At 36.8% G+C, this 26,344-nt stretch carries 24 protein-coding genes, 1 pseudogene and 1 other annotated feature; of the genes and pseudogenes, 17 read left to right on the plus strand and 8 right to left on the minus strand.

All coding sequences use genetic code 11. The features are described from left to right. Window positions 1–15 precede the first annotated feature (15 nt). A pseudogene (locus BM260_RS00735) lies at window positions 16–872 on the minus strand (manganese catalase family protein). Window positions 873–1,029: 157 nt separating this feature from the next. On the opposite strand from BM260_RS00735, the gene BM260_RS00740 reads away from it, so the two are divergent. Then, on the plus strand, window positions 1,030–3,030 hold the full coding sequence (locus BM260_RS00740; RefSeq protein WP_093534033.1) for an ABC1 kinase family protein: 2,001 nt from the start codon (window positions 1,030–1,032) through the stop codon (window positions 3,028–3,030). A gap of 69 nt (window positions 3,031–3,099) precedes the next feature. Here BM260_RS00740 and BM260_RS00745 read toward each other — a convergent pair whose 3' ends face one another. Next, entirely contained in the window at window positions 3,100–3,696 is a 597-nt protein-coding gene (locus BM260_RS00745; protein ID WP_093534035.1) for a hypothetical protein, read from the minus strand. Between the two features lie 161 nt (window positions 3,697–3,857). On the opposite strand from BM260_RS00745, the gene BM260_RS00750 reads away from it, so the two are divergent. Beyond that, window positions 3,858–4,337 carry a DinB family protein gene (locus BM260_RS00750; RefSeq protein ID WP_093534037.1) on the plus strand — a complete coding sequence of 160 codons (480 nt, stop codon included), beginning with the start codon at window positions 3,858–3,860 and terminating at the stop codon, window positions 4,335–4,337. A gap of 79 nt (window positions 4,338–4,416) precedes the next feature. Here BM260_RS00750 and BM260_RS00755 read toward each other — a convergent pair whose 3' ends face one another. Beyond that, a complete protein-coding gene (locus BM260_RS00755) occupies window positions 4,417–6,204 on the minus strand; it encodes a S9 family peptidase (protein ID WP_093534039.1) in 1,788 nt (595 codons plus the stop codon). Between the two features lie 224 nt (window positions 6,205–6,428). On the opposite strand from BM260_RS00755, the gene BM260_RS00760 reads away from it, so the two are divergent. Genes BM260_RS00760 through BM260_RS00775 form a run of 4 tightly spaced genes read left to right on the plus strand, consistent with a single transcriptional unit; the run spans window position 6,429 to window position 11,800 of the window. Next, complete coding sequence (locus BM260_RS00760; RefSeq protein ID WP_093534041.1) at window positions 6,429–8,078, plus strand: methylmalonyl-CoA mutase family protein; 1,650 nt, start codon at window positions 6,429–6,431, stop codon at window positions 8,076–8,078. Beyond that, window positions 8,071–10,224: a methylmalonyl-CoA mutase gene (gene scpA, locus BM260_RS00765; protein ID WP_407691699.1), complete on the plus strand. Its 2,154-nt coding sequence runs from the start codon at window positions 8,071–8,073 to the stop codon at window positions 10,222–10,224. Before BM260_RS00760 ends, scpA begins: the two co-directional genes overlap by 8 nt. After that, window positions 10,224–11,318 carry a methylmalonyl Co-A mutase-associated GTPase MeaB gene (gene meaB / locus BM260_RS00770; RefSeq protein ID WP_093534045.1) on the plus strand — a complete coding sequence of 365 codons (1,095 nt, stop codon included), beginning with the start codon at window positions 10,224–10,226 and terminating at the stop codon, window positions 11,316–11,318. The genes scpA and meaB overlap by 1 nt, the downstream gene beginning before the upstream one ends. A gap of 41 nt (window positions 11,319–11,359) precedes the next feature. Next, window positions 11,360–11,800: a BrxA/BrxB family bacilliredoxin gene (locus tag BM260_RS00775; RefSeq protein WP_093534047.1), complete on the plus strand. Its 441-nt coding sequence runs from the start codon at window positions 11,360–11,362 to the stop codon at window positions 11,798–11,800. A gap of 250 nt (window positions 11,801–12,050) precedes the next feature. Here BM260_RS00775 and prli42 read toward each other — a convergent pair whose 3' ends face one another. Continuing rightward, on the minus strand, window positions 12,051–12,146 hold the full coding sequence (gene prli42 / locus BM260_RS18295) for a stressosome-associated protein Prli42 (protein WP_175496143.1): 96 nt from the start codon (window positions 12,144–12,146) through the stop codon (window positions 12,051–12,053). Window positions 12,147–12,647: 501 nt separating this feature from the next. On the opposite strand from prli42, the gene mce reads away from it, so the two are divergent. From mce to BM260_RS00800, 5 genes are all read left to right on the plus strand, one after another. Then, window positions 12,648–13,058 (plus strand): methylmalonyl-CoA epimerase, encoded by a 411-nt coding sequence (gene mce, locus BM260_RS00780; protein ID WP_093534049.1) that lies wholly within the window; start codon window positions 12,648–12,650, stop codon window positions 13,056–13,058. A gap of 1 nt (window position 13,059) precedes the next feature. Next, window positions 13,060–14,607 carry an acyl-CoA carboxylase subunit beta gene (locus BM260_RS00785; RefSeq protein WP_093534051.1) on the plus strand — a complete coding sequence of 516 codons (1,548 nt, stop codon included), beginning with the start codon at window positions 13,060–13,062 and terminating at the stop codon, window positions 14,605–14,607. 15 nt (window positions 14,608–14,622) lie between these two features. Continuing rightward, a complete protein-coding gene (locus BM260_RS00790; RefSeq protein WP_093534053.1) occupies window positions 14,623–15,735 on the plus strand; it encodes a M20/M25/M40 family metallo-hydrolase in 1,113 nt (370 codons plus the stop codon). Between the two features lie 17 nt (window positions 15,736–15,752). Beyond that, window positions 15,753–16,238: a chemotaxis protein CheW gene (locus BM260_RS00795; protein ID WP_093534055.1), complete on the plus strand. Its 486-nt coding sequence runs from the start codon at window positions 15,753–15,755 to the stop codon at window positions 16,236–16,238. A 292-nt stretch (window positions 16,239–16,530) separates the two neighbouring features. Further along, on the plus strand, window positions 16,531–17,772 hold the full coding sequence (locus BM260_RS00800) for a DNA polymerase IV (RefSeq protein ID WP_093534057.1): 1,242 nt from the start codon (window positions 16,531–16,533) through the stop codon (window positions 17,770–17,772). Here BM260_RS00800 and BM260_RS00805 read toward each other — a convergent pair. Beyond that, window positions 17,760–19,211, minus strand: coding sequence for a UDP-N-acetylmuramoyl-L-alanyl-D-glutamate--2,6-diaminopimelate ligase (locus tag BM260_RS00805; protein WP_093534059.1), 1,452 nt, complete (start codon window positions 19,209–19,211; stop codon window positions 17,760–17,762). The two genes, BM260_RS00800 and BM260_RS00805, sit on opposite strands and share 13 nt — an antisense overlap. A gap of 257 nt (window positions 19,212–19,468) precedes the next feature. On the opposite strand from BM260_RS00805, the gene rnz reads away from it, so the two are divergent. Further along, complete coding sequence (gene rnz, locus BM260_RS00810) at window positions 19,469–20,410, plus strand: ribonuclease Z (RefSeq protein ID WP_093534061.1); 942 nt, start codon at window positions 19,469–19,471, stop codon at window positions 20,408–20,410. Window positions 20,411–20,432: 22 nt separating this feature from the next. Here the strand turns inward: rnz and BM260_RS18300 are convergent, their stop codons facing one another. Beyond that, on the minus strand, window positions 20,433–20,603 hold the full coding sequence (locus tag BM260_RS18300; RefSeq protein ID WP_175496144.1) for a hypothetical protein: 171 nt from the start codon (window positions 20,601–20,603) through the stop codon (window positions 20,433–20,435). A gap of 27 nt (window positions 20,604–20,630) precedes the next feature. Further along, a complete protein-coding gene (proC, locus tag BM260_RS00815) occupies window positions 20,631–21,446 on the minus strand; it encodes a pyrroline-5-carboxylate reductase (protein ID WP_093534063.1) in 816 nt (271 codons plus the stop codon). Between the two features lie 84 nt (window positions 21,447–21,530). Beyond that, window positions 21,531–21,743, minus strand: a binding site (T-box leader). A gap of 117 nt (window positions 21,744–21,860) precedes the next feature. Between proC and BM260_RS00820 the strand changes: the two genes are divergently transcribed. Together BM260_RS00820 and BM260_RS00825 are read left to right on the plus strand one after the other, a co-directional pair. Beyond that, entirely contained in the window at window positions 21,861–22,805 is a 945-nt protein-coding gene (locus tag BM260_RS00820; RefSeq protein WP_175496145.1) for an MBL fold metallo-hydrolase, read from the plus strand. After that, window positions 22,792–23,544: an SDR family NAD(P)-dependent oxidoreductase gene (locus BM260_RS00825; protein ID WP_093534065.1), complete on the plus strand. Its 753-nt coding sequence runs from the start codon at window positions 22,792–22,794 to the stop codon at window positions 23,542–23,544. Before BM260_RS00820 ends, BM260_RS00825 begins: the two co-directional genes overlap by 14 nt. 111 nt (window positions 23,545–23,655) lie before the next feature. Here the strand turns inward: BM260_RS00825 and BM260_RS00830 are convergent, their stop codons facing one another. Further along, entirely contained in the window at window positions 23,656–23,856 is a 201-nt protein-coding gene (locus BM260_RS00830; protein ID WP_175496146.1) for an aspartyl-phosphate phosphatase Spo0E family protein, read from the minus strand. 278 nt (window positions 23,857–24,134) lie between these two features. On the opposite strand from BM260_RS00830, the gene BM260_RS00835 reads away from it, so the two are divergent. The 3 genes from BM260_RS00835 to BM260_RS00845 are packed head-to-tail and all read left to right on the plus strand — an operon-like array spanning window position 24,135 to window position 25,928. Next, window positions 24,135–24,917, plus strand: a complete 783-nt coding sequence (locus tag BM260_RS00835) for an aminoglycoside phosphotransferase family protein (protein ID WP_175496147.1) — start codon at window positions 24,135–24,137, stop codon at window positions 24,915–24,917. Window positions 24,918–24,947: 30 nt separating this feature from the next. Continuing rightward, window positions 24,948–25,610, plus strand: a complete 663-nt coding sequence (locus BM260_RS00840) for an HAD family hydrolase (RefSeq protein WP_093534069.1) — start codon at window positions 24,948–24,950, stop codon at window positions 25,608–25,610. A 21-nt stretch (window positions 25,611–25,631) separates the two neighbouring features. After that, on the plus strand, window positions 25,632–25,928 hold the full coding sequence (locus tag BM260_RS00845; RefSeq protein ID WP_093534071.1) for an antibiotic biosynthesis monooxygenase family protein: 297 nt from the start codon (window positions 25,632–25,634) through the stop codon (window positions 25,926–25,928). Window positions 25,929–26,344 lie beyond the last annotated feature (416 nt).

The raw sequence follows: 26,344 nt of genomic DNA on the forward strand, positions 1-26,344 counted from the left end.
TTGAGTTTTTCGTCGTTAATTTTGCATATCACTTAGACCCGGACTATGTTCATTTGGAATTTCGGGCATCAATGGTACTGGAAAACCAGCAGGTGGATCAGTAACCATCATAGTACCCCCATTACGACTAGGAGTAGTTCCCTGAATTATTTCAGCCAATCTATTTGGATCTAGTCGGAAGTTAAATGCGGAATTGTGATAACCCATATCTATATACTTTCGGCATTCTGGGTATTTTTTAATATCATAATTCGGGACAGGGAAGAGTTTGCCCCATTGTACCCCTAACGTTTCTAATGCTTTTGCAAATGCATTCTGATGGGAATTATCCGTACTATAAGGAACGCAAGCGTTTCTCGGAATGCCTTGTTAGAACTCATTTCATATATCCTCGTTTTTTGTAGCACACCCGTAGATTCTAGCACAAGATTGTTGAGTAAATCTCCGATTAAATTCCCGTGACTGTAAACCCATGATCCGTTCCAAGGATTCCCTGCTGCATCTACTGGCAATGAAGCTTGAGCACCAATTATAAAGTGGTGTGGATTGGCGTGTTTGACGGCATCATTTAGTGGTGCCCCATCTACACCCGCGTTGCCAGGAACAGCCGATTCACCGGAATCATTTAATAATTGGTTGATCGTTTTTTGTACAAGTTCTACATGTGCAATTTCCTCTAGAAATATGCCGCGCAATAAATCGCGGAATTGCGTATCTTTCCCTCTAAAGTTGGAACTTTGGAAAAAGTACTGCATCATCATTCGCATTTCACCATAATGACCGCCTAATATTTCTTGTAAAACCTTTGCTGCAGATGGATCTGGCTGGTCTGGAACAATTTGGTTTATCAATTCTTCTTTGTAATAATACATGCCTCATCCTAATTTCAGTGTTATTCATGTAGTATTAGAAGCATTATTGTCTTTATACATTTAAATTTAATATGGAATTTATTTGTGAAAGCGATTGAAGATTAATAGAATGAAAGAAAGGGAAGAGATAATAAGTGAATGAAAGGATGTGCTGTTCGTGATTTATGTGAAGATATTATTTCAAGTTTTAGTAATCTCAAGCTTCATCTTTTTTGTAAGTGGACGTTTAATGGGCTCACAGATTAATTTCATCAAACGTATTTTGGCAGTAGTAATAAGCGTTTTCTTTACTTCCTTTGTATATTGGTATGCTTATTTACGCGGAACAGATTTCATGTCTGAGAGTTTTGTTTATACATACATGGATGTCAGCACAATCATATGGATTGGAAGTATGTTGCTCATCTCTATGTTACTTTATCTTTTCTTTGAATTATTTGATCCAATGGCCATTGGAGAGAAAGGGCAAAGAGTATCGGGTAATAAATCCATTTGGATTCGTTTACGAAAACAGTGGCGTGGTCAGAGGCGAATGAGACAAGTTGTCCAAATTGCTATGAAAAATGGTATTTCACGGACCATAAAATATTCGAAGTTTAAAGAAAGCGAACGTGAACTAGCAAAAGCTTTTAGACAAACATTGGAGCAATCTGGTGGAATTTTTGTGAAGTTTGGGCAAGTACTTTCTACAAGAGGAGATATATTGCCTGTTGCTTTCATAAAGGAACTCGAATTACTTCAGCAGCATGTAAAACCTTTAACCAATGAACAGGTCAATTCCATTTTAGCAGCTCATCTACCATATAATATGGAGGATATGTTTGTTGAATTCGATTTGACACCTCTTGCATCAGCATCTATAGGGCAAGTACATAAAGCTATTCTTCGTGAAAACAATAAAGAAGTAGTAGTGAAAATTTTGCGGCCTGATATAAAAGATATGATGCGTGATGATTTAAATATATTAGTAGACTTTGCTTCATGGTTCTCTGACAAATCTACATGGGCTGAAAAGCTTGGGTTTCGCGAGCTTGCAATTGGATTTGCAGAGAATTTAAGAGAAGAAGTTAATTTTGAGATTGAAATGCGAAATGCTATACAAGTCACTACTGCCTTACAAGATAGTTCGTATAAAGTGAGAATACCTCATATATACACGGAACTAAGCAATAATCATTTAATTGTTTTTGAATACATTCATGGACAGAGTGTAGCAAATGGAGTTACGTTATTTCGATCACTTGGAGCGGACAGAGAACAGTTTGCAAGGACTGTCTTATATTCATTTTTTGATCAATTACTGTATTCTGGAATCTTTCATGCAGATCCACATCCAGGCAATATCTTTATAGATGATGTAGACGGAACTCCTATTTTCTTAGACTTTGGAGCTGTGGGTCGATTGGCACAACCTCAGCAAGAAGGCATGAAGTTATTCTTATTAGGCATTCAACACAATGATGCGGATATTCTCTTTGATGCACTGTCACTACTAGTGGAAGATGTAGATCATGTTGAGCGAGAGAAGTTAGAACATGCAATGGCGCAATTATTGTTGCGGATTTCCTATATTTCTCATATTCCAACGGAGGAATTGATACAAGCCTTCTTTGAAGTAGTCCATAAATTCGGATTATCTTTCTACCCATCGGTAGGAATTGCACTTAGAGCACTGATCACACTTGACGGAACATTACACATGATAAAAAGGGACTTTGACATTTTTAATGAAGCGAAAGAATATTCTACTGAATATATGGCTTCGTTATGGAAAAAGCCATTTAAACAACCAAAGCAGACAATAGAACGGTTGGAAGAGGAATTCGCATTACTATTACCTACCTTACGTAAAATACCAAGAAGAGTAGATCATCTCATTCAGCGAGTGGAAAGTGGCAAAATTACGTTACATCATGATATCTTTTCAGATAAAAGTAATTCTATGTTTGTTACGCAATTATTTTCTCGCTTCATCTTGCTTATGGTAGGCATTACTTTCGGTATTATATCCGTTGCCCTCCTTGCAATTGGTCAGTTTATAGAGGCAGAATTTGCAGTCTACTTGAATACAGCAGCATATGTGGGACTGTTCTTATGTGCGGTATTACTCGTTAGACTATCGATACAGGCTATACGATTGATGAAAAGTGACCGGTAACTCTATAGTACTCAAAAAACCCATTTCTATTTGAAATGGGTTTTTTGAGTCAGAGTACGGGCATTTTTATTATGGTAATGATAAAGCGGGGTGTTCCCAGTAGCTATCTGCCACGAAAGAGAGATTCTCTGGATTAAAGTTTTCAAAGTTAATTTTATTTAACGTTTCTTTGCTCATTAGAACTACCATTACATCACCATTTTCCACATTGCCGTAACGATCTGTTAGGGGCGCTTGTACTATTAATGTGGCTTGGCTAACATCATCAAGTGCGTTCATCGCCTTCATAAAGTCTACTGTACGGTTTAATATGGACAGCTTTAAGGATTCAGCAGACTTAAAGTTTTGCTCTAATGCAATCGCTTCGACTACACCACTTTCAAATCTAGAAGAAATCACGGCATCTTCCTTTTCTTGCGGGGTTATTCCGAAATCTCGCATAATTAATGCTGCTGCAATTACTTCTGGTGTTTTATGACTTTCTACCATTTTTTCTTTTAGCTCTTCTTTGGCCATTTTTTTATAAAATGGCAAGGCAGAAATATCTTCTTTAACTGTTTGTTCCTTTTCTGTATGGTCTATTATATTTGCAAAAGTTACTATTCCTAAGAGGAAGATTATCAATATAAACCACCAGTATAAATGTTTTTTTGTAGTGTCGGCCAAAGTAAAACTCCTTTCGCTAGAGGAACCCGTCAAGTATCATATGCATACTAGAAACGAAGTTATGTCTATAACTTCTATAGTCGAGGATAACTATAGTTGAATTAACCTTGAAGACTACTTACAATGGAAAAGAAAGTATGAACGAATAGGAGTCGATATAATTGTATAGAACGGTAAATGATTTTATAACGGATTGGTCTGATGCAGCAGAGGGGACATTAAGCGTGCTCCAGTCATTAACTGATGAAAAATTAGATCAAGCGATTGTTGAAGGACATAGTACTCTTGGTTGGTTAGGGTGGCATCTTGCGACAAGTCCCGTATTTTTCGCAGGATTAGTAGGATTAAATGTGGAAGCAGCCGTTGATAAAAACAAAGAAGCAATAACGGTTAAAGACATTGTCGAAACATATAAAAAAATCGTCGAGGCAGTTAAAACGGAAGCGAAAACTAATCTTACAGATGACAGATTGATCGAGAAGATTCAAAGCTTTGCAGGAGAAACAACTAGAGGAGTTTTGCTACACAAACTTCTTGATCATCAAACACATCATCGTGGTCAAATGACGGTCCTTCTACGTCAAGCAGGACTTCCTGTACCGGGTGTTATGGGACCAACGAAAGAACAACAACGAGGTTAATGAATACAAAAGAAAAGCAGGATAACCATTATTATGGTTATCCTGCTTTTTAGTATTACGTAGTTTAGGAAGATTTAGATTAAATAAACCGATCTAAGAATTCCAACATTTTACTATACACAAATATTTCATTTTGTTTTTTGGAGAAACCATGACCTTCATCCGGTAGAACAATATATTCCACATCTCTGCCTTTTTCCTTCAATGCAGCGACAATCTGGTCGGATTCTTTTTGGACAACACGAGGATCATTAGCTCCTTGGATAACTAGCATAGGTTTTGTCATCCCATCTAAATAAGTAATTGGAGAATCCTCTATGAACTTCTCCTTGTCTTTTACTGGGTCACCTACCCATTGAATCATAAATGATTTCCAAAACTCAGGTACGGAATCTACAAATGAGAATAGATTACTAGGACCGAATATATCTACAACTGCCTTGAAATACTCGGCATGGCGTCCGTGTAGTAAAAGAGACATATAACCACCATAACTTCCACCAAGTAGGAGAATCTTATCTCTATCCACATATCCTTCTTTTATTAACCATTCTAATCCTTCCAAATTATCCAGGCGGGGTCCATGTCCCCAATCACCTTCTACCATTTTCATGAACTTCAAGCCGTAGTTAGAAGAGCCACGAAAGTTTGGTGCGAAAATGGAATACCCTCTGTTTAGAAGGAATTGGAACATGGAACGAAACCATTTTCTCTCCAGGGATTGAGGACCCCCATGTGGCCACAGAATAACATGGCCATTGGAATACTCTTCTTTTGCTTGGAAAAGTAGGGCCTCGATTTCTAGACCATCAAAAGAAGGGTAAGTTAAAATAGTAGGTTCTACTAGTATCTCCTCTGGAACCCCTGGAATTCGAAAACGAGTTAACTCTTCCCATGATTCGCCGTTATCTTTCGATACAAAGACATTGTTTGGTCTTGTGGAAGTTCTTCCTTGGATATATAGATTACCTGATGGCATAATGACTACTTTTTCTACGACACTAGTCGGTGCTTTGACTTCTTTAAGTGTCTCATTTGTTAAATGGAATTCATAAAGCCGGTCTTCTACTCCATAAGATCCAACTAGATAGAGGCTCGCTGTTTTCTTAGAAAAATGGATACTAGAAAAATCCTCTTTCTCTATTTCTAAGACTTTCTTGAATTCCTTCGCTTCTAAGTCGAACTTCGCTAAATAGGTTAAATCAGAATTATAATTTGTTAAAAAGTAGATTTCTGTTTCTGAAGTGTAAAGTGCTTCTGATACTGTGTGCTGCTCTTTCGTCTCAGGCGTCATAAGGAAAGTCTCATTACCAATATGAACATAGGCTAGAGAGTATGTATTTCCAAATTGTTTACTTGAAACAAAAGTTTTTTCAGCTGGAGAAACAGCCTCTATAGAAGTAGGAGCAATTGTTCCCTCCAATAAAACTTTATCTTCTCCGGTTTCTATATCGTATAGATGACTATTAAGGAAGGAAGCATTTCCTGTTGTTGTTGAATAATAAAGACGTTTTCCATCTGTCGTCAAGTAGTTGAAGAAATGTCGTTCGCCTTCATTACTACGAAGTGAAATAAGTTTTCCACCTTGAGGCGAAAGGGCGTAAATTTGTGTATTCTCATCTCCATCTGTATCAAAACCAGCCACCATAAATTCACCAGTTTTAGCGTATGTTAAGAAATCTACACTCTGATTATTAAATGTGAGTGGATACGGGAATTGGCTTGGTAAATCCATTCCCCAAATATTAAAGTGACCATTCAGATTTGAACTAATTACTAATTGCTTTTCATCAGGACTGACAGTGAAGTTTTCCACCGCTAAAGTCTGAAAAAATTGTTCTACTTCTGGCTTATCAAATGTGACCATTCTCATTCCCCAATTCTATTAAGATTTTTCCATTTTACCATATAAAATAGTGATTTAAATTTAAATTCACGAAATAATGAATATAGTCTAAAAAATTTAAGCATTAGCGCATTTTAAACAATGTATTTAATGTTGATATACAATAGCTCTTTCATCCAACACTCTTCTGAGGTAAAATATCATTAGGTTAAAGTAATACCAGAGGGGGAAGCGAAAGCGATTTTATGACTATACAAGATATGAAACAAACGGAATTTAAAGAAGCAACACTTTCCGAGTGGGAGCAAGTTGCCGTTAAATCACTTAAGGGTAAATCATTAGAATCTCTTTCTACCAAGACTTTAGAGGAAATTATTTTGAAACCGCTTTATTCATTAGCCGATATGGAAAATATGTCTATACAACAAACAAATTCTATACGAAGCGCTAAACAAACTGCTGATTGGCTCATTGCACAGCAGGCGACGGGGAATACCAGTGAAGAGATATTAATAGATTTACAAGATTCCTTAGCAAAAGGAAATAACATAATACATTACAAGCTAGAGGCTCATCATCAGTGGACTAAATCCCAATTGGAAGAATTATCTGCTTTGGTTGAGCTACATCCAGTACTGCTTGATATATCTCATGATCCAACATTCATACATAGTTTCAAAACAATCAAAGGTGCTGTTAAAGGATCTAGAGATACGGATATGCCTCATACAAGAACAGTTTACTTGGATGGGACAGCTATTCACCAAGCAGGAGGAGACGCTGTTAGTGAGTTAGTGAGTGTCTTACTACAGGCAGATTATATGACTCAAAAAAATAGTATAGAGAAAATCGCAGAAAAAGCATTCGCTCAATTTTCTGTGGACACTAATTTCTTTATGGAAATTGCGAAAATCCGTTCATTTAGAGTACTTTGGAAAGCATTTGGAGAAGCACATGGACAGGAGAATATTAATGCTATACCTGTCCATGCTGAAACTTCCTTGAGATCATTCTCAGCTCTTGATGCAACTGTGAATATTTTACGAGCAGCAAATAGTACGCTTGCGGCAGTACTTGGAGGAGCGGACAGTGTAACAAGCTTTCCACATGACATATTAACAAGTGCAAATCCAACATCTAAGAGAATTGCACGGAATATGCAGTTAGTATTAAAGGAAGAGACACATATTCAACGAGTGATGGACGCTTCAGGTGGCTCTTATTATATTGAGACACTGACGAAACAATTAGTTGAAAAAGCATGGGCATTATTCTTGGAGTTGATAAAAGAAAAGTCATTCGAATTAGCAACGGTTAAACTGCAAGAAAGAGCAGAGTCCAAATGGGAAGAACAGTTGGAAGCACTTGCTACTCGCAAAAAATCTTTAATCGGGACTAATGTGTACGCTAACCCAGATGATTCTTTAATATTCAAGCTGAATGATACAGGCTATAAACGATTAGCAGAACCATTTGAACAATTGAGACAAGCATTTTTGAGCAATCCCTTAAAAACTGCTATTTTTCCATATGGCCTTTTAAAAGAGTACAAAGCTCGTATGGATTTCGTAAGTGGGTATTTAACTTCTATTGGTTTGAAATCAATAGTTGCACCCGAGAACTTAAAGCCGTTTGAGATGCAAAAATGGATTGACGAAAATGAAATAGACTACGGGGTCTTTGTTGGAAACGATGAGCAGTCAGCTGGATTAGTTCCAGCTATCCTAAATGAAAATATATCGATTCCACTAGATGTTGCAGGTCAGTTTGAAGAGTATGTTGATTGGCTGGAAGCTGGATTAAACGGTAGAATTTTTGCAGGGCAATCTCTTTTTGAAAAAGGCTTTGAACTGTTAGCACTTGCAAAAAAGGAGGATTCAAATGACCATGCCTAATTACGATAAAGTATCTATTGAACAGGTGTTACAAAAAGAAAGTAACGCAACACCTAGTGCAACTGAATCCTTTTTAACGAATGAAGGAATTCATTTAAAGTCCTTATACAATCGAGAAGATTCATCTACCTTACCGCATGTAAATGACTTACCTGGGATTGCTCCAAACACTAGAGGACCTTATCCGACGATGTATGTGACAAAGCCTTGGACGGTCCGCCAATATGCTGGATTTTCAACAGCAGAAGAAAGTAACGCTTTCTATAGAAGAAACTTGGCTATGGGTCAAAAAGGCCTGTCCGTTGCATTCGATTTAGCAACGCATCGCGGCTATGACTCCGATCATGAACGTGTTACAGGGGATGTTGGGAAAGCAGGAGTAGCCATAGATTCGGTGGAAGATATGAAAATTTTATTTGATGGGATTCCGTTGGATAAAATGTCTGTGTCGATGACGATGAACGGAGCAGTTCTCCCAATTTTAGCTTTCTATATTGTGACTGCAGAAGAACAAGGAGTAACTCCGGATCAGTTAGCCGGGACGATACAAAATGACATATTAAAAGAATATATGGTGCGTAATACGTATATATATACTCCAGAAATGTCGATGAAAATTATCGCGGACATATTTGCTTATACTGCTAAAAGAATGCCTAAGTTTAACTCTATCTCTATATCTGGCTACCATATGCAAGAAGCTGGGGCTACTGCGGATATAGAATTAGCCTATACATTGGCCGATGGATTAGAATATGTGCGAACAGGTCTAGAAGCTGGAATAGATATTGATGCCTTTGCACCTAGACTTTCGTTCTTCTGGGCAATCGGCATGAATTATTTCATGGAAATAGCGAAAATGCGTGCAGCTCGTAGAATATGGGCACAAATGATGCAAAGCTTTGATCCAAAAAACCCTAAATCTCTTGCTCTTCGTACGCACTCACAAACATCTGGTTGGAGCTTAACAGAACAAGATCCATTCAATAATGTGACAAGAACTTTAGTAGAAGCTAATGCTGCTGCAATGGGTCACACGCAGTCACTTCATACAAATGCTCTAGATGAAGCGATAGCATTGCCAACGGATTTCTCTGCCCGAATTGCTCGAAATACTCAATTATTCCTCCAGGAAGAAACGAATATGACGAAAGTAATCGATCCATGGGGCGGGTCCTATTACGTTGAAACATTAACAAATGAATTAATGGAAAAAGCTTGGACTTTGATAGAAGAAATTGAAGAGTTAGGCGGTATGGCAAAAGCGATTGAAACAGGCTTGCCTAAGATGAAAATAGAAGAAGCAGCAGCCAAAAAACAAGCGCAAATCGACTCTTCGAAAGAAATAATCATTGGGGTTAACAAATATCGTTTGGAACAAGAAGATGCAATAGATATTTTAAATATAGATAATACAGTCGTTCGTCAAAAACAAATGGAGCGCTTAGACAAAGTCAAAGCAAACCGTAATGAAAAAGCAGTTCAAAAAGCATTAGCAGATTTAACAGAAGCCGCAAAAAATGGGGAAACCAATCTGTTAGAAGCTGCTGTTATAGCGGCTAGAGAACGTGCTACTATTGGAGAAATATCCGATGCTATTGAAGTAGTGGCTGGAAGACATAAGGCGGTGATCCGTTCAGTGAGTGGTATATATAGCGCTAACTTTAATGATGCAGAAGAGATTAATGCAGTAAAACAAATGGCAGAAGACTTCCGTGAAAATGAAGGCCGTCGTCCACGTATTTTAATCGCCAAAATGGGTCAAGACGGACATGATCGTGGAGCTAAGGTTATTGCAACTGCATTTGCTGATTTAGGATTTGACGTAGATATTAGCCCGCTATTTCAAACACCTGCAGAAACTGCACTGCAAGCAGTCGAAAATGATGTCCACGTTGTTGGTGTAAGTTCTTTAGCTGCTGGTCATATGACATTAGTTCCTTCATTGAAAGAGGAATTGGCTAAGCTTGGTAGAGAGGATATACTAATTGTTGTTGGTGGTGTAATTCCAGCTCAGGATTATGCTTTTCTACGTGAAAATGGTGCCTCCGCTATTTTCGGACCAGGAACAGTTATTCCGGTTGCTGCACAAAAAGTGATCGAAGAGATATACAAGCGTCTTGGCTACGAGGAAGTGGAAGGTTAATGTCAAAAACGGATAATAATAACGAATCTTCTATGCATGTGATGAATGGCATTAAATCGCAACATGATGGGGTGGGGAAAGCTTCTATTAAAAAGTTTTCTAAAAGAAAGCCTCTTCAAATTAATGAAGAGGAATATATCCGACAAATTCAAAGTGGCTCCAGGCTGCATTTAGCTAAAGCTATAACGTATATTGAGAGTACAGTAAATGATCAACAGCAAATTGGACAGCAATTACTAAAAAACTTACTTCCGTATACTGGCAATAGTATACGTATTGGAATAACAGGGGTGCCTGGAGTAGGAAAAAGTACATTTATCGAGGCATTTGGTAAAATGCTTTGTGATCAAGGATATAAAGTTGCGGTATTAGCCATCGATCCTAGTTCATCTTTGACTGGAGGCAGTATTCTCGGAGATAAAACGAGAATGGAAGAGCTTGCTAAGCATCCGAATGCGTTTATCAGACCTTCGCCTACTGCTGGGACACTTGGTGGCGTGCATAAAAAATCTCGAGAGACAATGCTTCTCTGCGAGGCTGCTGGATACGATGTCATTTTAGTGGAAACGGTTGGAGTCGGTCAAAGTGAGACAATAGTAAGGGGTATGGTTGATTTCTTTTTGTTATTAGCGCTTACAGGTGCCGGAGATGAATTGCAGGGGATGAAAAAAGGAATCATGGAGCTTGCGGATGCTATTATTGTCCACAAAGCAGATGGATCCAATGAAAAGCTAGCTAAAAAAACGGTTGCGGAGTACAAACAAATTCTCCATTTTTTAGCACCGTCTTCACCTTATTGGCAAACTCCAGCACTTGCAGTATCTTCGCTATATAAAATTGGATTAGATGTAGTATGGGAAAATATACTACACTTCCAGCAAGTGATGAAAGAAAAGTCGGTTTGGCAACATAGAAGAAAAGAACAAACAATTGAATGGTTTAAAACGATGATTGTGGATCGATTATACGACGACTTTTTTTCATCCACTGTTAAAAAGCAATCTATGGCAACTTTAGAAAGTTTAGTGCGAGATGAAAAAATAACAGTTTCCCAAGCGGTTGACGATCTATTTTCCTCGAATCCAAACGGATAATCTGATAAGATTAACATAGTAAAAAAAGGAGAGTGGCATAAATGAATATGGATTTCAATTTATATATGAATGATATACTAGTACAAGCTCGTGGAGAAATGGACGCAGCAGGTTATGAGCAACTTGAAACACCTGAAGCAGTAGATGCAGCATTTGCTCGTCAAGGAACAACTTTAGTAATGGTAAACTCTGTATGTGGATGTGCTGGAGGAATTGCACGCCCTGCTGCGGCAAACTCTGTACATTATGATAAACGTCCAGACCATTTAGTAACTGTTTTTGCTGGTCAAGACAAATTGGCTACTCAACAAGCGCGTAATCTATTCGGAGATGATCACTTGCCTTCTTCTCCATCATTTGTTCTGTTAAAAGACGGACAACCTGTAGCAGAAATCGGTCGTCACGAAATAGAAGGTCATGCACCTACTTCTGTCATTACACATCTTCAAGAATTATTTGAAGAATACTGCGAAGAAGTTTAAATAATAAAAACCAGCGGAAGCATCTAAATGCATTCGCTGGTTTTTATCATTTCTCAAAGATCCATAAATTGAACTTTTTTAATATATTATGGCGATGAACAGGTAAACATCATAAGATTTTGCAAGAAAAAGAGATGCTGGTTGGTTATGACATCGTCACAACCAACCAGCATCCCTAAAATTCACTTGGTAATAGAATGGCAAACGCCTGTTCAAAGTCCTTTGGACACGATAGAAACAGGTTTTGACATTAAAGGATGAAGCTTAGACCGAATAGTAATGTAGACATTACCATTACAAAAATCATTAAATACACAATAATTTTACGAAAAGTTTGGTTGCGCATAATTTCTCTCCTTTAGCTTGTACCTTTATTTTAACAAAAACATAAAAATGCACAAGAGGTAGAGATTTTTTTTTGAAATAGGTACAATAGAAAAAGGGTTATTTTAAATTTTCTGTAATCACTTGATATTGGAATATTAGGGACAGTCATTATCATGAGAGATTCCATCAGCTCATTGTAGATAGCCTTTTTCATAGATAGAATCTTTGCATAGAAATACGTTCTAATGTTGTTATTATCTGCATGCGGAATGTGACAATATAATTTTGCAAAATCTATCAGTTTATTACTACACATTTTTTGATAGAAGTGAAGGTTGGCAACTTCGGTGGGTCTAGTGAGAAAGTCGGGACCCCAAAGGAGTATACTTTAAAAAGTAGGAATACTTTCTGCCGTATGCAGTCAATTCGAGAAAAGGGTCATAATGACACGGGCTCGACTTCGGACTGCAACGAATATCAATAGTATTATTTTATAGTTATTTAATAGAGGGGTGTAAAAATGGAGAAAATTGATCATATCGGGATTGCTGTTAAAAGTATTGAAGACTCTCTTCCTTATTACATAGATACATTGGGATTAAAACTATTACATATTGAAGATGTTCCATCAGAAAAAGTTCGTGTAGCGTTTATCGATAGCGGGAATGTCCATTTAGAATTACTTCAACCAATCGATGAAACAAGTACGATTCATTCGTATATTGAAAAAAAGGGTGAAGGTATTCATCATATAGCTTTTGGAGTTACTAGTATACAACAGCGTTTGGACGAGCTGAAAGAAAAGGGCGTCCGACTTATACAGGAAACTCCAAAAGCAGGTGCTCATGGTGCTCAGGTAGCATTTATACATCCAAAAGCATCTCGTGGAGTGCTTTACGAATTAGTCGATAAAACCGGGGGAGAGAAATAATATGGATATTTATGAAAAAATCAATGATTTATATGATCGCAAACGTAAAATCGAACTTGGTGGCGGAGATGAACGTATTGAGAAACAGCATGAAAAAGGGAAGCTGACTGCCCGGGAACGAATTGAATTATTAGTAGATAAAGATTCATTTGTAGAGTTAAGTCCTTTTATCAAACATCGTACAGTAGACTTTGGTATGGATAAGCAAGAGGGCCCAGGTGATGGAGTAGTTACTGGGTATGGGAAAGTAAATGGTCGTCCCATTTATCTGTTTTCACAAGATTTCACTGTCTTTGGCGGAGCTTTAGGAGAAATGCATGCACTCAAAATTGCAAACGTCATGGATTTAGCAGCTAAAAACGGAGCACCTTTCATAGGGTTAAATGACTCTGGTGGTGCTCGTATTCAAGAAGGTGTTGTATCACTGGATGGATATGGTCAAATTTTTTATCGTAATGCTATTTACTCGGGAGTTATTCCTCAAATCTCTGTCATTTTAGGACCATGTGCTGGTGGCGCAGTGTATTCGCCAGCTATAACTGACTTTGTGTTTATGACGGATGAAACGAGCCAAATGTTTATCACAGGTCCGAAGGTAATTGAAACTGTTACCGGGGAGAAGATTTCTGCAGAAGATCTTGGTGGTTCAAAAGTACATAACACAATTAGTGGAAATGCACATTTCCGTGGGAAAACTGAAGAGGAAGTATTAGAAAGCGTTCGATTACTTTTAAGTTATTTACCACAAAGCTTTGAAGAAAAACCTACTATTGCTGATGTACCAGAAGAGGATGATAATCGTCCTGACTTAGCAGATGTCGTACCTTATGAAGCTATTCGCCCATACGATATCCGAAAAGTTATTGATCAAGTAGTGGATACAGGTTCTTTCTTAGAAGTACAAAAAGAATTCGCTAAAAATATCGTGATTGGTCTTGCACGTATTAAAGGAGAGGTAGTTGGTTTAGTTTGTAACCAACCAAAAGTAATGGCTGGAGGTTTAGATATAGATTCTTCGGACAAAGCAGCTCGATTTATACGTTTTTGTGATGCCTTCAATATTCCAATCATTACATTTGAAGATGTTACTGGATTCTTCCCAGGTATTAAACAAGAACATGGTGGAATTATTCGCCACGGTGCCAAAATCTTATTTGCTTATTCTGAAGCAACCGTTCCTAAAATAACCGTTATTTTACGAAAAGCATACGGCGGCGCTTATGTTGCGTTGAATTCCAAGTCAATTGGAGCAGATGTGGTATTCGCATGGCCAAATGCAGAGATAGCTGTAATGGGACCAAACGGCGCTGCTAATATCATTTTCGCCCGTGAAATTGCCCAAAGTGAAGATCCAGAAGCAGTTCGTGCAGAAAAAATTGAAGAGTACCGTGAGAAATTTGCGAATCCATACGTAGCCGCTTCAATGGGAATGGTAGATGACGTAATTGATCCAAGAGAAACTCGTATTAAACTTATTCAATCTTTAGAGATGATGCGTAATAAAAAAGAAACTAGACCAAACAAAAAACATGGTAATATTCCATTATAAAAAGGAGACTTTTCAATGAGTCGATTAGTTGAGGAATTTTTAGAATTAGTTCAAATAGATTCAGAAACAAAGCATGAAGAAGTAATTGCACCAATTTTAAAAGACAAATTAGAGCAGCTTGGATTTACTGTTGTGGAAGACGATTCTGCTTCTAAAACAGGACACGGAGCTGGCAATTTAATCGCAACATTAAAGGGTTCAAATGCAAATGTAGATCCAATATACTTTACAGTCCATATGGATACTGTTGTACCTGGAAAAGGCATTAAACCCATTATTAAAGAAGATGGTTATATATATTCTGATGGCACAACAATTTTAGGTGCTGATGACAAAGCTGGAATCGCTGCTCTTTTTGAAGCTATTCGCCGCTTGAAAGAACAATCTATTAAACACGGCGATATTCAAGTCGTTATTACGGCTGGAGAAGAAAGTGGATTAGTAGGAGCCAAAGAATTAGATGCTTCTTTACTAACTGCAAAATATGGCTATGCGATAGATAGCGATGGAACGGTTGGTGGAATTGTAACGGCTGCTCCATTCCAATCTAAGCTATGGACAACCATTACTGGAAAAACTGCGCATGCAGGAGTCGCTCCCGAAAAAGGTATTTCTGCGATTACTTTAGCTGCTAAGGCGATTTCTGCGATGAAATTAGGTAGATTAGATGCCGAAACTACGGCTAATATTGGTCGATTTGAAGGTGGACAAGCAACTAATATCGTCTGTGATGAAGTGCATATACTTTCTGAGGCTCGCTCGATCAATAAAGAAAAACTAGATGCCCAAGTTGCACATATGGTAGCAACATTCGTTGAAACTGCTGAAAAATTTGGTGGTAAAGCAGTGACAGAAACGCAATTAATGTATCCAGGATTTCATTTTGAAGAAGAACATGCAGTTGTACAGGTTGCTAAACGTGCAGTAGAACGAATTGGAAGAACTGCAGAGATTAAAACTAGTGGTGGCGGTAGTGATGCCAATGTAATTGCTGGATTTGGGATTCCTACAGTTATCTTGTCTGTGGGTTATGAAGAAATTCATACAACAAATGAACGCATGCCTATTGAAGAATTAGAGAAATTAGCCGATTTAATAGTAGAGATCGTTCTAGTAGCGGCAGAATGAAATAGGAGGTGACTTCGTTGAGCAATGAAAAGGTAGTAGTATTTCAATGTGGAAATGAAGATTATGCAGTATCCATAGAACATGTAGTTTCCATTGAAAAGTTAGAACAGGTAAACCCGATTCCACACTTACCAAATTATTTAATAGGTTTGATGAAGATTCGTGGAGAGCTAGTGCCGATTATTGATTTTGAACAAATTTTGTATAATCGCAGTGGTGTCGATCAGGAACTAGCAAGAGTAGTTACGATGCATACTGAAAATATGACGGTTGGACTTCTTGTGAAAGAAGCGAAAGAGATTTTAGATATTGAGCAAGAAAATCTAAAGCAAATTGGTTTGGTGAATTATACGAAAACACGTTATTTCACAGCAGTTGCTAACTTAGAGAATCGAATGATTACAATCGTGGATGCTTCTATTTTGGTAAGCTCCTTAGAAGGTTTTAATGATATTCAAACGTATGTAGAAGAAGTAAAAAAAGAAGTAACAGTTACTAAATAATTTCATGCTGTATTCGGGGAGGTAGCTTATATAGCTACCTTTTTTGAGAGTATAAGTGTAAAATTTAATCCAGTGTTTTAAGGGTTTTGAGGATTGAAGAGTCCTCTAACTTCTAATTTTCGTTTCGGACGGACGCTTTCCCGCCGAAGTCGGCGCTCTACACTTCATTCCTTAAAGAGTATATTAGTTTCTATACTTAAATCTGGTGTGTAGAGCAAATGAAGAATTTATTTAAAGTTCAGCAATGAAATTTATTCATTAATGCAAGAAAAAAGGAAGGAGGGGTGCTAACTTGTCCGGAAAACATAGAATTATCTTTCACCTAGATATGAATAGCTTTTATGCTTCTGTTGAGCAAGCACATGACCCCTCTTTAAAAGGAAAGGCTATTGCTATAGCTGGTAATCCTAAAGAAAGACGTGGCATACTTGTTACATGCTCCTATGAGGCAAGGGCAAAAGGTGTATATACTACAATGTCCGTTTGGGAGGCAAAACGAAAATGTCCAGAACTAATTTTGTTACCTCCTAATTTTGAAATTTACCGAATCGCTTCAAAAGCCATGTTCGAGATATTAAGATCCTACACACACTTAGTAGAACCAGTATCAATCGATGAAGGGTATATGGATGTAACAGAATTGGATATGAACAATGATGCAATCGGCTTTGCCAAATCTATTCAGGATCGCATATTACGTGAACTGGATTTACCTAGTTCAATCGGAATTGCTCCTAACAAATTTCTTGCTAAAACTGCATCCAATATAAAAAAACCGATGGGTATAACTGTTTTGCGAAAAAGACAGGTAAATGAAATCCTATGGCCCCTACCGGTAATAGATATGCATGGAATAGGGGAGAGTACTGCTAGAAAATTAGAATCGATTGGTATTAAATCGATCGGAGATTTAGCTAATGCAAATCCTAATTTACTAAAAGAAAAACTCGGAAAAAATGGTGTTCGACTACTAAATCGTGCAAATGGTATTGATAACAGGGCAGTAGATCCTGAATCTATATATGATACGAAGAGTGTAGGGAATTCAACAACATTACCTTATGATGAATCGAATATAGAAGAACTGGAGAAGGTATTTGTACGATTATCGAAAAAAGTGGCTGCGAGACTTGATGCCAAAAATCTAGCTGGACGTTCTATTACAATACATATACGGGATGCTAATTGGAAAAACAAAACGAAAAGTAAGACATTAACTAGTCGCTTATACAAGGAACAAGAAATATACCAATTGGCATTAGAACTATTCAATGCTTCTTGGAATGGAGATCCTATTCGTCTACTAGGAGTTACTGTAAACAATGTATACGATAAGGGAGAATCTGTAGAGCAGCTTTCTATTTTTAACTTTGAAGAACATGCTAAAGAAGAGCCAATTTTAAAACTTGTGGAGCAACTGCAAGGTAAGTTTGGGGAAGATAGTATTAAGCGTGGAATGAAAGTAAAAAAGAAGCCTTCACTGGAATCTAAAACAAGTTTCAGCAAAGACTTCTTAGATGATCATAATGATTGATAATGCTCATTTTGAATAGCCAATGAATCGTTCAAATAATGCAAGGTGTGAATGTCTGAAGCAGTAGGTAAGCTGAAGCTATTCTGATAATTTTCAATGCCTTTCCCGGTAATTACGATAAGGTCATTATTTTGAGCTTTTTCCCAAGCATACTGTATTGCTAAAGTACGATCGGGAATAATAATACATCTATTCATCGGATCTAATTCGTTCAAATCTCGAATCATCTGTTCTGAAGGTACTCCATTCAAATCATCAAAAGTTAAAATACATGTTTCAGATTTCTCCAAAGAGACTTCTACCATACTTTTTCTTTTTTGTACGTCTCTATCTCCCCTAAACCCAAAAATATGTATAATTCTTTGGGGGTTATATAAACGAGCAGCTTCTAAGATATGAGAAAAGGCATTTGTTGTGTGGGCATAATCTACAATGCATGTTGCCCCAGCTGGATGTTCAAATAGCTCAAATCTACCAGGTACTCCACCAAAACTTTCTAACGCACGCTCAATATTTAACGGGTCTATATTTAGCGAGATTGCAGTTGAAAAAGCAAGCGAAGCATTTTCTAAGTTATGTTTACCTTTCATCCGACTCTTAAGCGAATATGACTGTATTGGAGCGTCAAGGGATATCAGTTCTTCGTCATTCACCATGTATGTGGGATTTGTCCCATTTATTTTGATAACTTCTTTGTTTAAAGTGTTTACGAAAGCACAAAGACGTTCACCCCAGGAAGTATTAGAATTAATAACAGCAATTCCGTTTGGTTTTAAATATTCAAATAGAGATTGCTTCGCTTCGAAATAGGATTCCATTGTTTTATGATAGTCTAAATGCTCATGTTCTAAATTCGTAAAAATACAAACATCAAATCGAAGACCCTCGACGCGAGATTGGACCAAACCGTGGGAGGAAACTTCCATAATGACAACTCGGTCATGACAAGTAGCTAATAGCTTGTTTAGGGTAACTGCATCCGTAGTTGTGTGGTAGGACTCCTGTTCAACTCCATTTATAATTGTCGAAACACTACCGAATAATGCACATGATATTCCTACTGATTCCAAAATATGTTTAAGCATAAAGGATGTAGTTGTTTTTCCATTTGTACCAGTAATTCCAATCATAATTTTATGTTGAGTTGGATTACCATAAAAGATTTGAGCTACTAATCCGAGTGTTTTCCGTGCATCGGGCACTCGAATATAGGGAACTCCAACTGAGGTAAGATTTTCTTCGCCAATGACTACACATGCCCCATTTAAAATTGCATCTTCGATATACATATGTCCATCTGTCTGAGCTCCCGGTATCGCAACAAATATAAAATTTTTCTCTACTTCAGAAGAATTAAAAGCCAAGCCTTGTATTTCAACGGACTCGTCTTCTTGACTTATGTGAATGCCTAATGGCTTTATCAATGTCTCTAATTTCATAAGCTTTGGACGCCCCTTTTAGTTGTTTAGTTATTGTTTGCAGTTTTGCTTTTTACATACATGCAATTTAGAGGTAGACTAACTATATAAATTACTTAATGATCCTGTACATCTAATATTAGTCGTAAGTAAATCTAATCATTTATAGTAGACAAGTAAAACTTAAAAATGGTCAATTTTAAGATGTTTTCACAACAAAATAAATCTATAATCTATAATTTAGAATATGTCCAAAATAGTTAAGGAAGTGAGCAAATATGCAATTATTATTTTTAGGAACTGGAGCAGGAATGCCGTCAAAACAGCGTAATACGACATCTACTGTTTTGAAACTACTAGAGGAGAGAGGTACTTTTTGGATGTTCGATTGTGGAGAAGCCACTCAGCACCAAATTTTGCATACGACACTAAAACCTCGTAAACTCGAAAAATTATTTATTACACATTTACATGGAGATCATATATATGGGCTTCCTGGTTTGCTTGGATCTCGTTCTTTTTTGGGTGGCGACGAGCCACTTACAATCTATGGACCTACAGGGTTAAAGAATTGGATTGACGTAACGCTTGCTGTATCTAAAACGCATGTAAAGTATCCGCTTACCATAATTGAAATAGAAGAGGGTACTGTTTTCGAAGACGAGCAATTTATTGTAGAAGCTAAACTACTCGAACATGTAATGCCTTGCTATGGGTATTCTGTTAAACAAAAAGCGCTTGCTCCAGAGCTTTATATAGAGAAAACAGATGCTTTGGGAGTTCCAAGAGGTCCATTGTTAAGACAATTAAAAGAGGGAAATGATGTAGTACTTTCCAATGGGACTATAGTCAAAAGTGAGGAAGTAACAGGAGAAGTAAGAGAAGGTTTTAAAGTCACAATATTAGGAGACACAAAGTATTGTGAAAACTCGATACAGTTAAGTGAGAAAGCAGACATTGTCGTTCATGAAGGAACTTTCGACATTGAAACCGCTGAGCTTGCAAGGCTTTATGGTCATTCCACGATAGTTGATGCTGCAGAGGTTTGTCAGAATGCGTACGCTAAAAATTTAGTCGTAAATCATATTAGTGCAAGATTCCTGTCCTCTGACTTAAGCAATATGCTTACTCAAGTGAAACATTATCCTTTTCCAATCTATATTGCTGAAGACCTTGCTGAATATAGTTTCGTAAATGGTTTATTAACTAAATGCAAATAATAAAAGAGAATCCGAATGTGAATTATTCACTAGGATCTCTTTTTTTCTCTATTATAACTAAACTTACTGTAGCGATAGGTCCAATTATTAAGGACAAGATGAACCAGTTTAGTCCACTTCTATTTTTACCTTGGGCAATACCTGCATTGATAAAAGCTAAAGTACCCCAACCAACAAAATATGAATTATCCATGTTATCGACATCCTTTATACCTGTATATTACGTTTCGAATATTTTCCCGATCTCTCGAGATCTGTTTTCTGCAGCATGGATACAAGCAAATATAGCTTCACTCACTTTGTGCTCCATTAGCTGTTCCAGACCAGCTTCTGTCGTTCCACCTGGACTTGTCACTCTTCTGCGTAGTTCACTTGGTTCTACATCACCTTTTTTGAGCATTTGTGCAGCACCTTCCATTGTTTGTATAAATAATTGACGAGCATCGCCTGAATCTAAGCCATGCTGAACAGCAGCAGACTCAAACTGTTCAGCAAAGTAATAGAAGTAAGCTGGACCACTACCAGAAAGTGCAGTGACAACATGTAAATCGTCCTCTTCTACGACTTTTACCGAACCAATAGACTCTAACAAATCGATTATTAGTAATTTAGATTCATCCGTTATAAGCTCGTTCCAGCATAAAGCAGATGCACTCATTCCAACTGCTGCTGAAGTATTAGGCATAACTCGTGCAACTGGTCTATTACCTAAAGCATTTATAATGGTTTGAATATTAATCCCAGCAATAACTGAAATAATCGTTGCATCTTTGTTGAGATATGGCGCCAGACTAGTTAATGCCTCCTGGGCATCTTTTGGTTTCATCGCTAAAAAAACAATATTAGCTTTAGTTAACGCTTCTTTCTGTTCACATAAGATCTGTACATTGTACGTCTGTTTTAAATAGTTAAGTTGGTTTACATCTGATTTATTCGTGACGTGAATGGATGTCGGTGAAATTTTATTACTTTTTGTTAAACCATTTATAATGGCTTCTGCCATTGCCCCCGCACCAACAAATACAATCTTCGTCATATAATTTCCTCCCTTTTGTAGAACCTGTTTTCCTTTGAATGTTACGCAATAGGCAAAATAAAAAAGCGCTCTCGTCCCATATATAATAAGGACGAAAACACTTGTTTTCCGCGGTACCACCTAAATTTGCTGTAAAATACTCAGCACAACTTAATCCTTCGTATCGAGAAGGTACGACCATGTTTACATAGTAGCTCCGAAGTAGGTTCTATATACGAGCGGGAGGTGAAATTTTCAGCAGACATTTCACTCTCTTAACTCCATCATATATGTACTAATCTTCATCTTAGCTTTTATATTCTGAATTAATGAAATTATATGCATCTTCTCTTACAAAGTCAACCATATTTTCGTGACGACTTGTACAAATAAAGGTACAATGTAATGAATGACTATTCATTAAGGAGAATTCTGATGATACATAAAATAATAATTCCTACACCTTTTGCGGTAGGGGATGTAAACGCATATTTAGTTAAAGGGGATGTTTTAACCCTAATTGACGCTGGACCAAAAACAGAAGAAGCATTAATAGCATTAACACATGGGATTAAAGAGGCAGGCTATGAACTGGCCGATATTGAACAGGTTGTTTTAACACATCATCACCCGGATCATGCGGGATGGACAGATGCTTTTGAAAAAGCAACTATTTTAGGTCATGAATACAACCAAGTATGGATGACGAGAGATGAAGAATTTTTACAATATCATGATCATTTTTATCTACAATGCTTAAAAGAAGAAGGAGTTCCAGAGGAATATTTTAAATGGGTCGAGAAGATGAGGAGGCCATTAAATCTCTTAGGAAGCCGTTCAATTGATACATATTTGTATGAGGGAGATATTTTGCCCGGACATCCAGATATTGAAGTGCTGGAAACGTTAGGCCATGCTCAGAGTCATTTAGCATTTTGGTCTGAACGTACAAAAGTGCTTATAGGTGGAGATCTTATTCTCGAGAAAATTTCGTCTAATCCTTTAATTGAGCCACCATTAAATGCAAATGATGAGCGTCCAAAATCGATGTTACAATATAATGCCTCGCTGAAAAAAATTCAACAGCTACCAATCGAAAAGGTATATAGCGGTCATGGTAACGAAGTATATAATATTCAGGAGCTTGTAGCATATAGACTCGAAAAACAAAAAGAACGAGCACTTAAAGTACTAGATATGATGAGTGCTGGTGAAAAAACCATTTTTGAATTGACGAAACAACTTTTTCCTAAGGTATATGAAAAAGAACTGGGTTTAACGCTTTCCGAGACGATTGGACAAATAGATTATTTAATCGAGGAAAAACTTATAACTGTTAACCGAAACGATAAAGGAATTTTGCTATATGAACAAAGCTAAAAAAATCTTAATAACTGGTGCTACAAGTGGAGTTGGACTAATGCTAGCTAATAATCTACACGAAGCTGGACATGAAGTATGGGCTACTGGAAGAAATTCCAGCGTGTTAAAAAATCTAGCTGAAAATGGAATTCATACAATTGAAGCGGACTTAACGGTTGACCAATCATTTGACTCGCTCTTTCAAGATGTGGGGACCCCCGACACCATAATTCACTGTGCTGGTATTGGTACTTTTTCATATTTATTGGATATGGATGAACGAGAAATGGAAAAAATGTTGCAGGTAAATGTATTGGCTCCTATGAAGTTAACAAAATACTTTGCAGAAAAGATGAAACTTCGAGGGAGTGGACACTTTATATTTGTTGCATCTCAAGCAGGTAAAGTAGCAACTCCTAAAGCATCTGTGTATGCGGCATCTAAACATGCTATAATCGGATTTGCAAATGCTATCCGCATGGAACTGAAGGAATTTGGTGTGGTAGTTACGACTATTAATCCTGGACCTATAGATACGCCCTTTCTCGATTTAGCAGATAAAACGGGTAATTATAGAAATAGCATGAGAAAACACCTTCTAGCTCCGGACAAGGTAGTATCTTCTATTGAACGAGTAATTGAAAAACCTGTAAGAGAGGTGGATCTTCCCTCTTACATGAGTTTCACCAGTAAACTGTACGCTTTAGCACCGTCCATTGTCGAAACAGTAGGGAAAAAATATTTCACCAAAAAATAACAAAAAAAAACCGATTTCCCACTTAAAAAGGAGAAATCGGTTTTTCATTTCGTGCTGCGGTGTGTTTCATCGCATCAAAAATAACTAAGTTAGGTACCTAAATAATACAATTCAAGAAACTTTACGTTGGTATCTATTTAGTAGTTCATCAAGTTCTTGACTGCAAGTAACAACAATAGGATGAGTAAATCCAAGACTCTTTGCCTTTCTATACATATCCTGTTTCTTTTGTTCAATTCGTAGCAATAATAATTTTTGTTGCAAATGACTGTTCACAATAATTCTTCCTCCGTAATGTATATTTAGCTTCATTTCATGAGTGTATATCTAGTAGGTAATGTAGCAACCTGCTTATTGTATAATATAGAATTTGCAAATATTGTCGGAACACGGAATGTAACATACATTTCACAATAATGTCACAATTTATATAACTTTTAACATGATTATTGTCGCAATTCAACTTTTTGGGTAGACATTTTAAGTTGTATGTACAACTAATTATTACATAATATTTGTATATAAAAGGATTATGTGGTGCGGATGAAGAATATCCATATAAAAGAAATAGTTTAAAAGAGGTGCAAAAATTGAAAGAGTATATACATAAAGCATTGCCCAAGCAATTTGAGACAATCATCGGCAATATTCAAAATGTTTCTTATCCAGCAAGGCAGGGAGCAACTTCTGAAGTAGTTTTTCTTCATACCGATCAAGGGAAATATGTTTGTAAACGCTCCTCTTTACCACAGTATAAGACATGGTTATTAGAGGAAGCGAAAGCTATGAAAGAACTGAATACTGATACTTCCTTACCTATACCAACTTTTTACGATTATATGGAAGAAGAGGATAATAGTTACCTGCTCATGAGTATGGAAGAAGGGGTTCCTTTAAGAGAGGCATTGTTAGCTGTTAAAACAAATGAGGAACAAGTGAAACTCATTCAAAGCTTTGGTGAAAAGTTAAAAAAATTGCATGAAACTTCTCTACCACCTGAATGGGAGCATCAGATAAGTTGGTTAGATATACAACTGAAAAAGGCTGCATACAATTTACAACACTATGAGGTGGATGGAAACCCGCAATTATTAGATAGTCTCCTAGAACAAAAACCTAGAGCTATACCTCAAACGCTTATTCATGGAGATTGTACAATAGATAATGTTTTAGTCGTAGACAATTCTGTCGAAACGTTTATAGATTTGTCCGGAGTAGCTTATGGCGACCCCAGATATGATGTGGCACTTGCCATTCGCTCCTTTATATATGATAAGTCATTGTTAAATGCATTCTATAAAGGTTATACATTATTGAGATTATCAAAAGAAGAATTTGATTATTTTGATGGGGGACTTTACGAGTTTTTTTAAAAAATAATTGATTGAATAGGAGTATTGGAAATGATTAAAGCAGTTATATTTGATTTTGATGGGTTACTAGTGGATACGGAAACTATATGGTATGAAGCATTCAGAGAGGTTTTTTATGAGCGCTATCAAGTAGACTTAGATTTAGCAGGATATTCCGAATGTATAGGCACTGGAAATGATGTTTTATACAGTTACTTTCGAAAAATTGCAGGTGATGCAGTTGAATGTGAATTGTTAGAAGAGCTTGCAGCAGCAAGATACACAAGCATGATGAGAGCTCCAGTGCTCAGAGAAGGTGTAAAAGAATATTTAGAGGAGGCCAAACAATATAACTTGAAGATAGCATTAGCTTCAAGCTCCTCAAAGCAGTGGGTTCAAAGCTACTTGGAACAACTTAACATAATAGATTACTTTGAAGTGATCAATACTAAAGATGATGTAAAAAATATTAAACCAGATCCAGAATTATACATCAAAACACTTAGAGATTTAGATTTAACTTCAAAGGAAACAGTTGTATTTGAAGATTCCTTAAATGGATTAAGTGCGGCTAAGCAAGCAGGAATTCGTTGTATCATTGTTCCAAATGCAGTTACGAAAAATTTGAAATTTGAGGACTTTGATGAGCGAATAGAATCGATGTCACAAATTTCTTTAAGTAGTTTATTAAAGAAAATAGAACGCATTACATGAGATTAAAAAAGGTGGGATCACATGATATTAGAAGCTGTAATGATTCACGTTAAACCAGGACAAGAAGAAAACTATGAGGATGACTTTCGCAAAGCATCTCAAATTATATCTACTATGCAGGGGTATATAAATCATGAATTACAGCGTTGTATGGAGGTGAAAGGGAAATATCTGTTGCTAGTAAGGTGGGAAACCTTAGAAAGTCATACTGTAGACTTTAGAGGATCAACCGAATATCAAGTGTGGCGAAAATTACTTCATCCTTACTATGAGCCATTTCCTATAGTCGAACACTTTGAGCACGTACAAATACCTTAAATATTTTACTTCAATAAGAATATTGAATAGTGAGAAAGGGATTGCAGTTGCGATCCCTTTATTTTTAGGCTCTGTTAAAGAAAGAGGTTGATAATTGTTAATGACTGCGAAGAAGAGGTTTCCCTATATAAATTTTTATTGGATATTTATGTTAAAAATATAGGCTTGTGAAAGTGCTCACTTAAACTAACAAGGAAGTTTTGTTCAATTGGAAAAATCAGTGAAAGAGAAAAAAATTAAATATCTAATAATAATAGTTCTATGAGAATTTCAAATAATTACTTGTCAGAAGGATTGATAAAATAACGTTATTCTCCAATAGATAATTTAAAATGACATGAGCTGTTATTGAATCACAGGTAGAATTGCAGATTTCGAATCAAACTGCATATATTACGATACATCTTCCACATTTA

The organism is Psychrobacillus psychrotolerans (assembly GCF_900115805.1).
GTDB lineage: Bacteria > Bacillota > Bacilli > Bacillales_A > Planococcaceae > Psychrobacillus > Psychrobacillus psychrotolerans.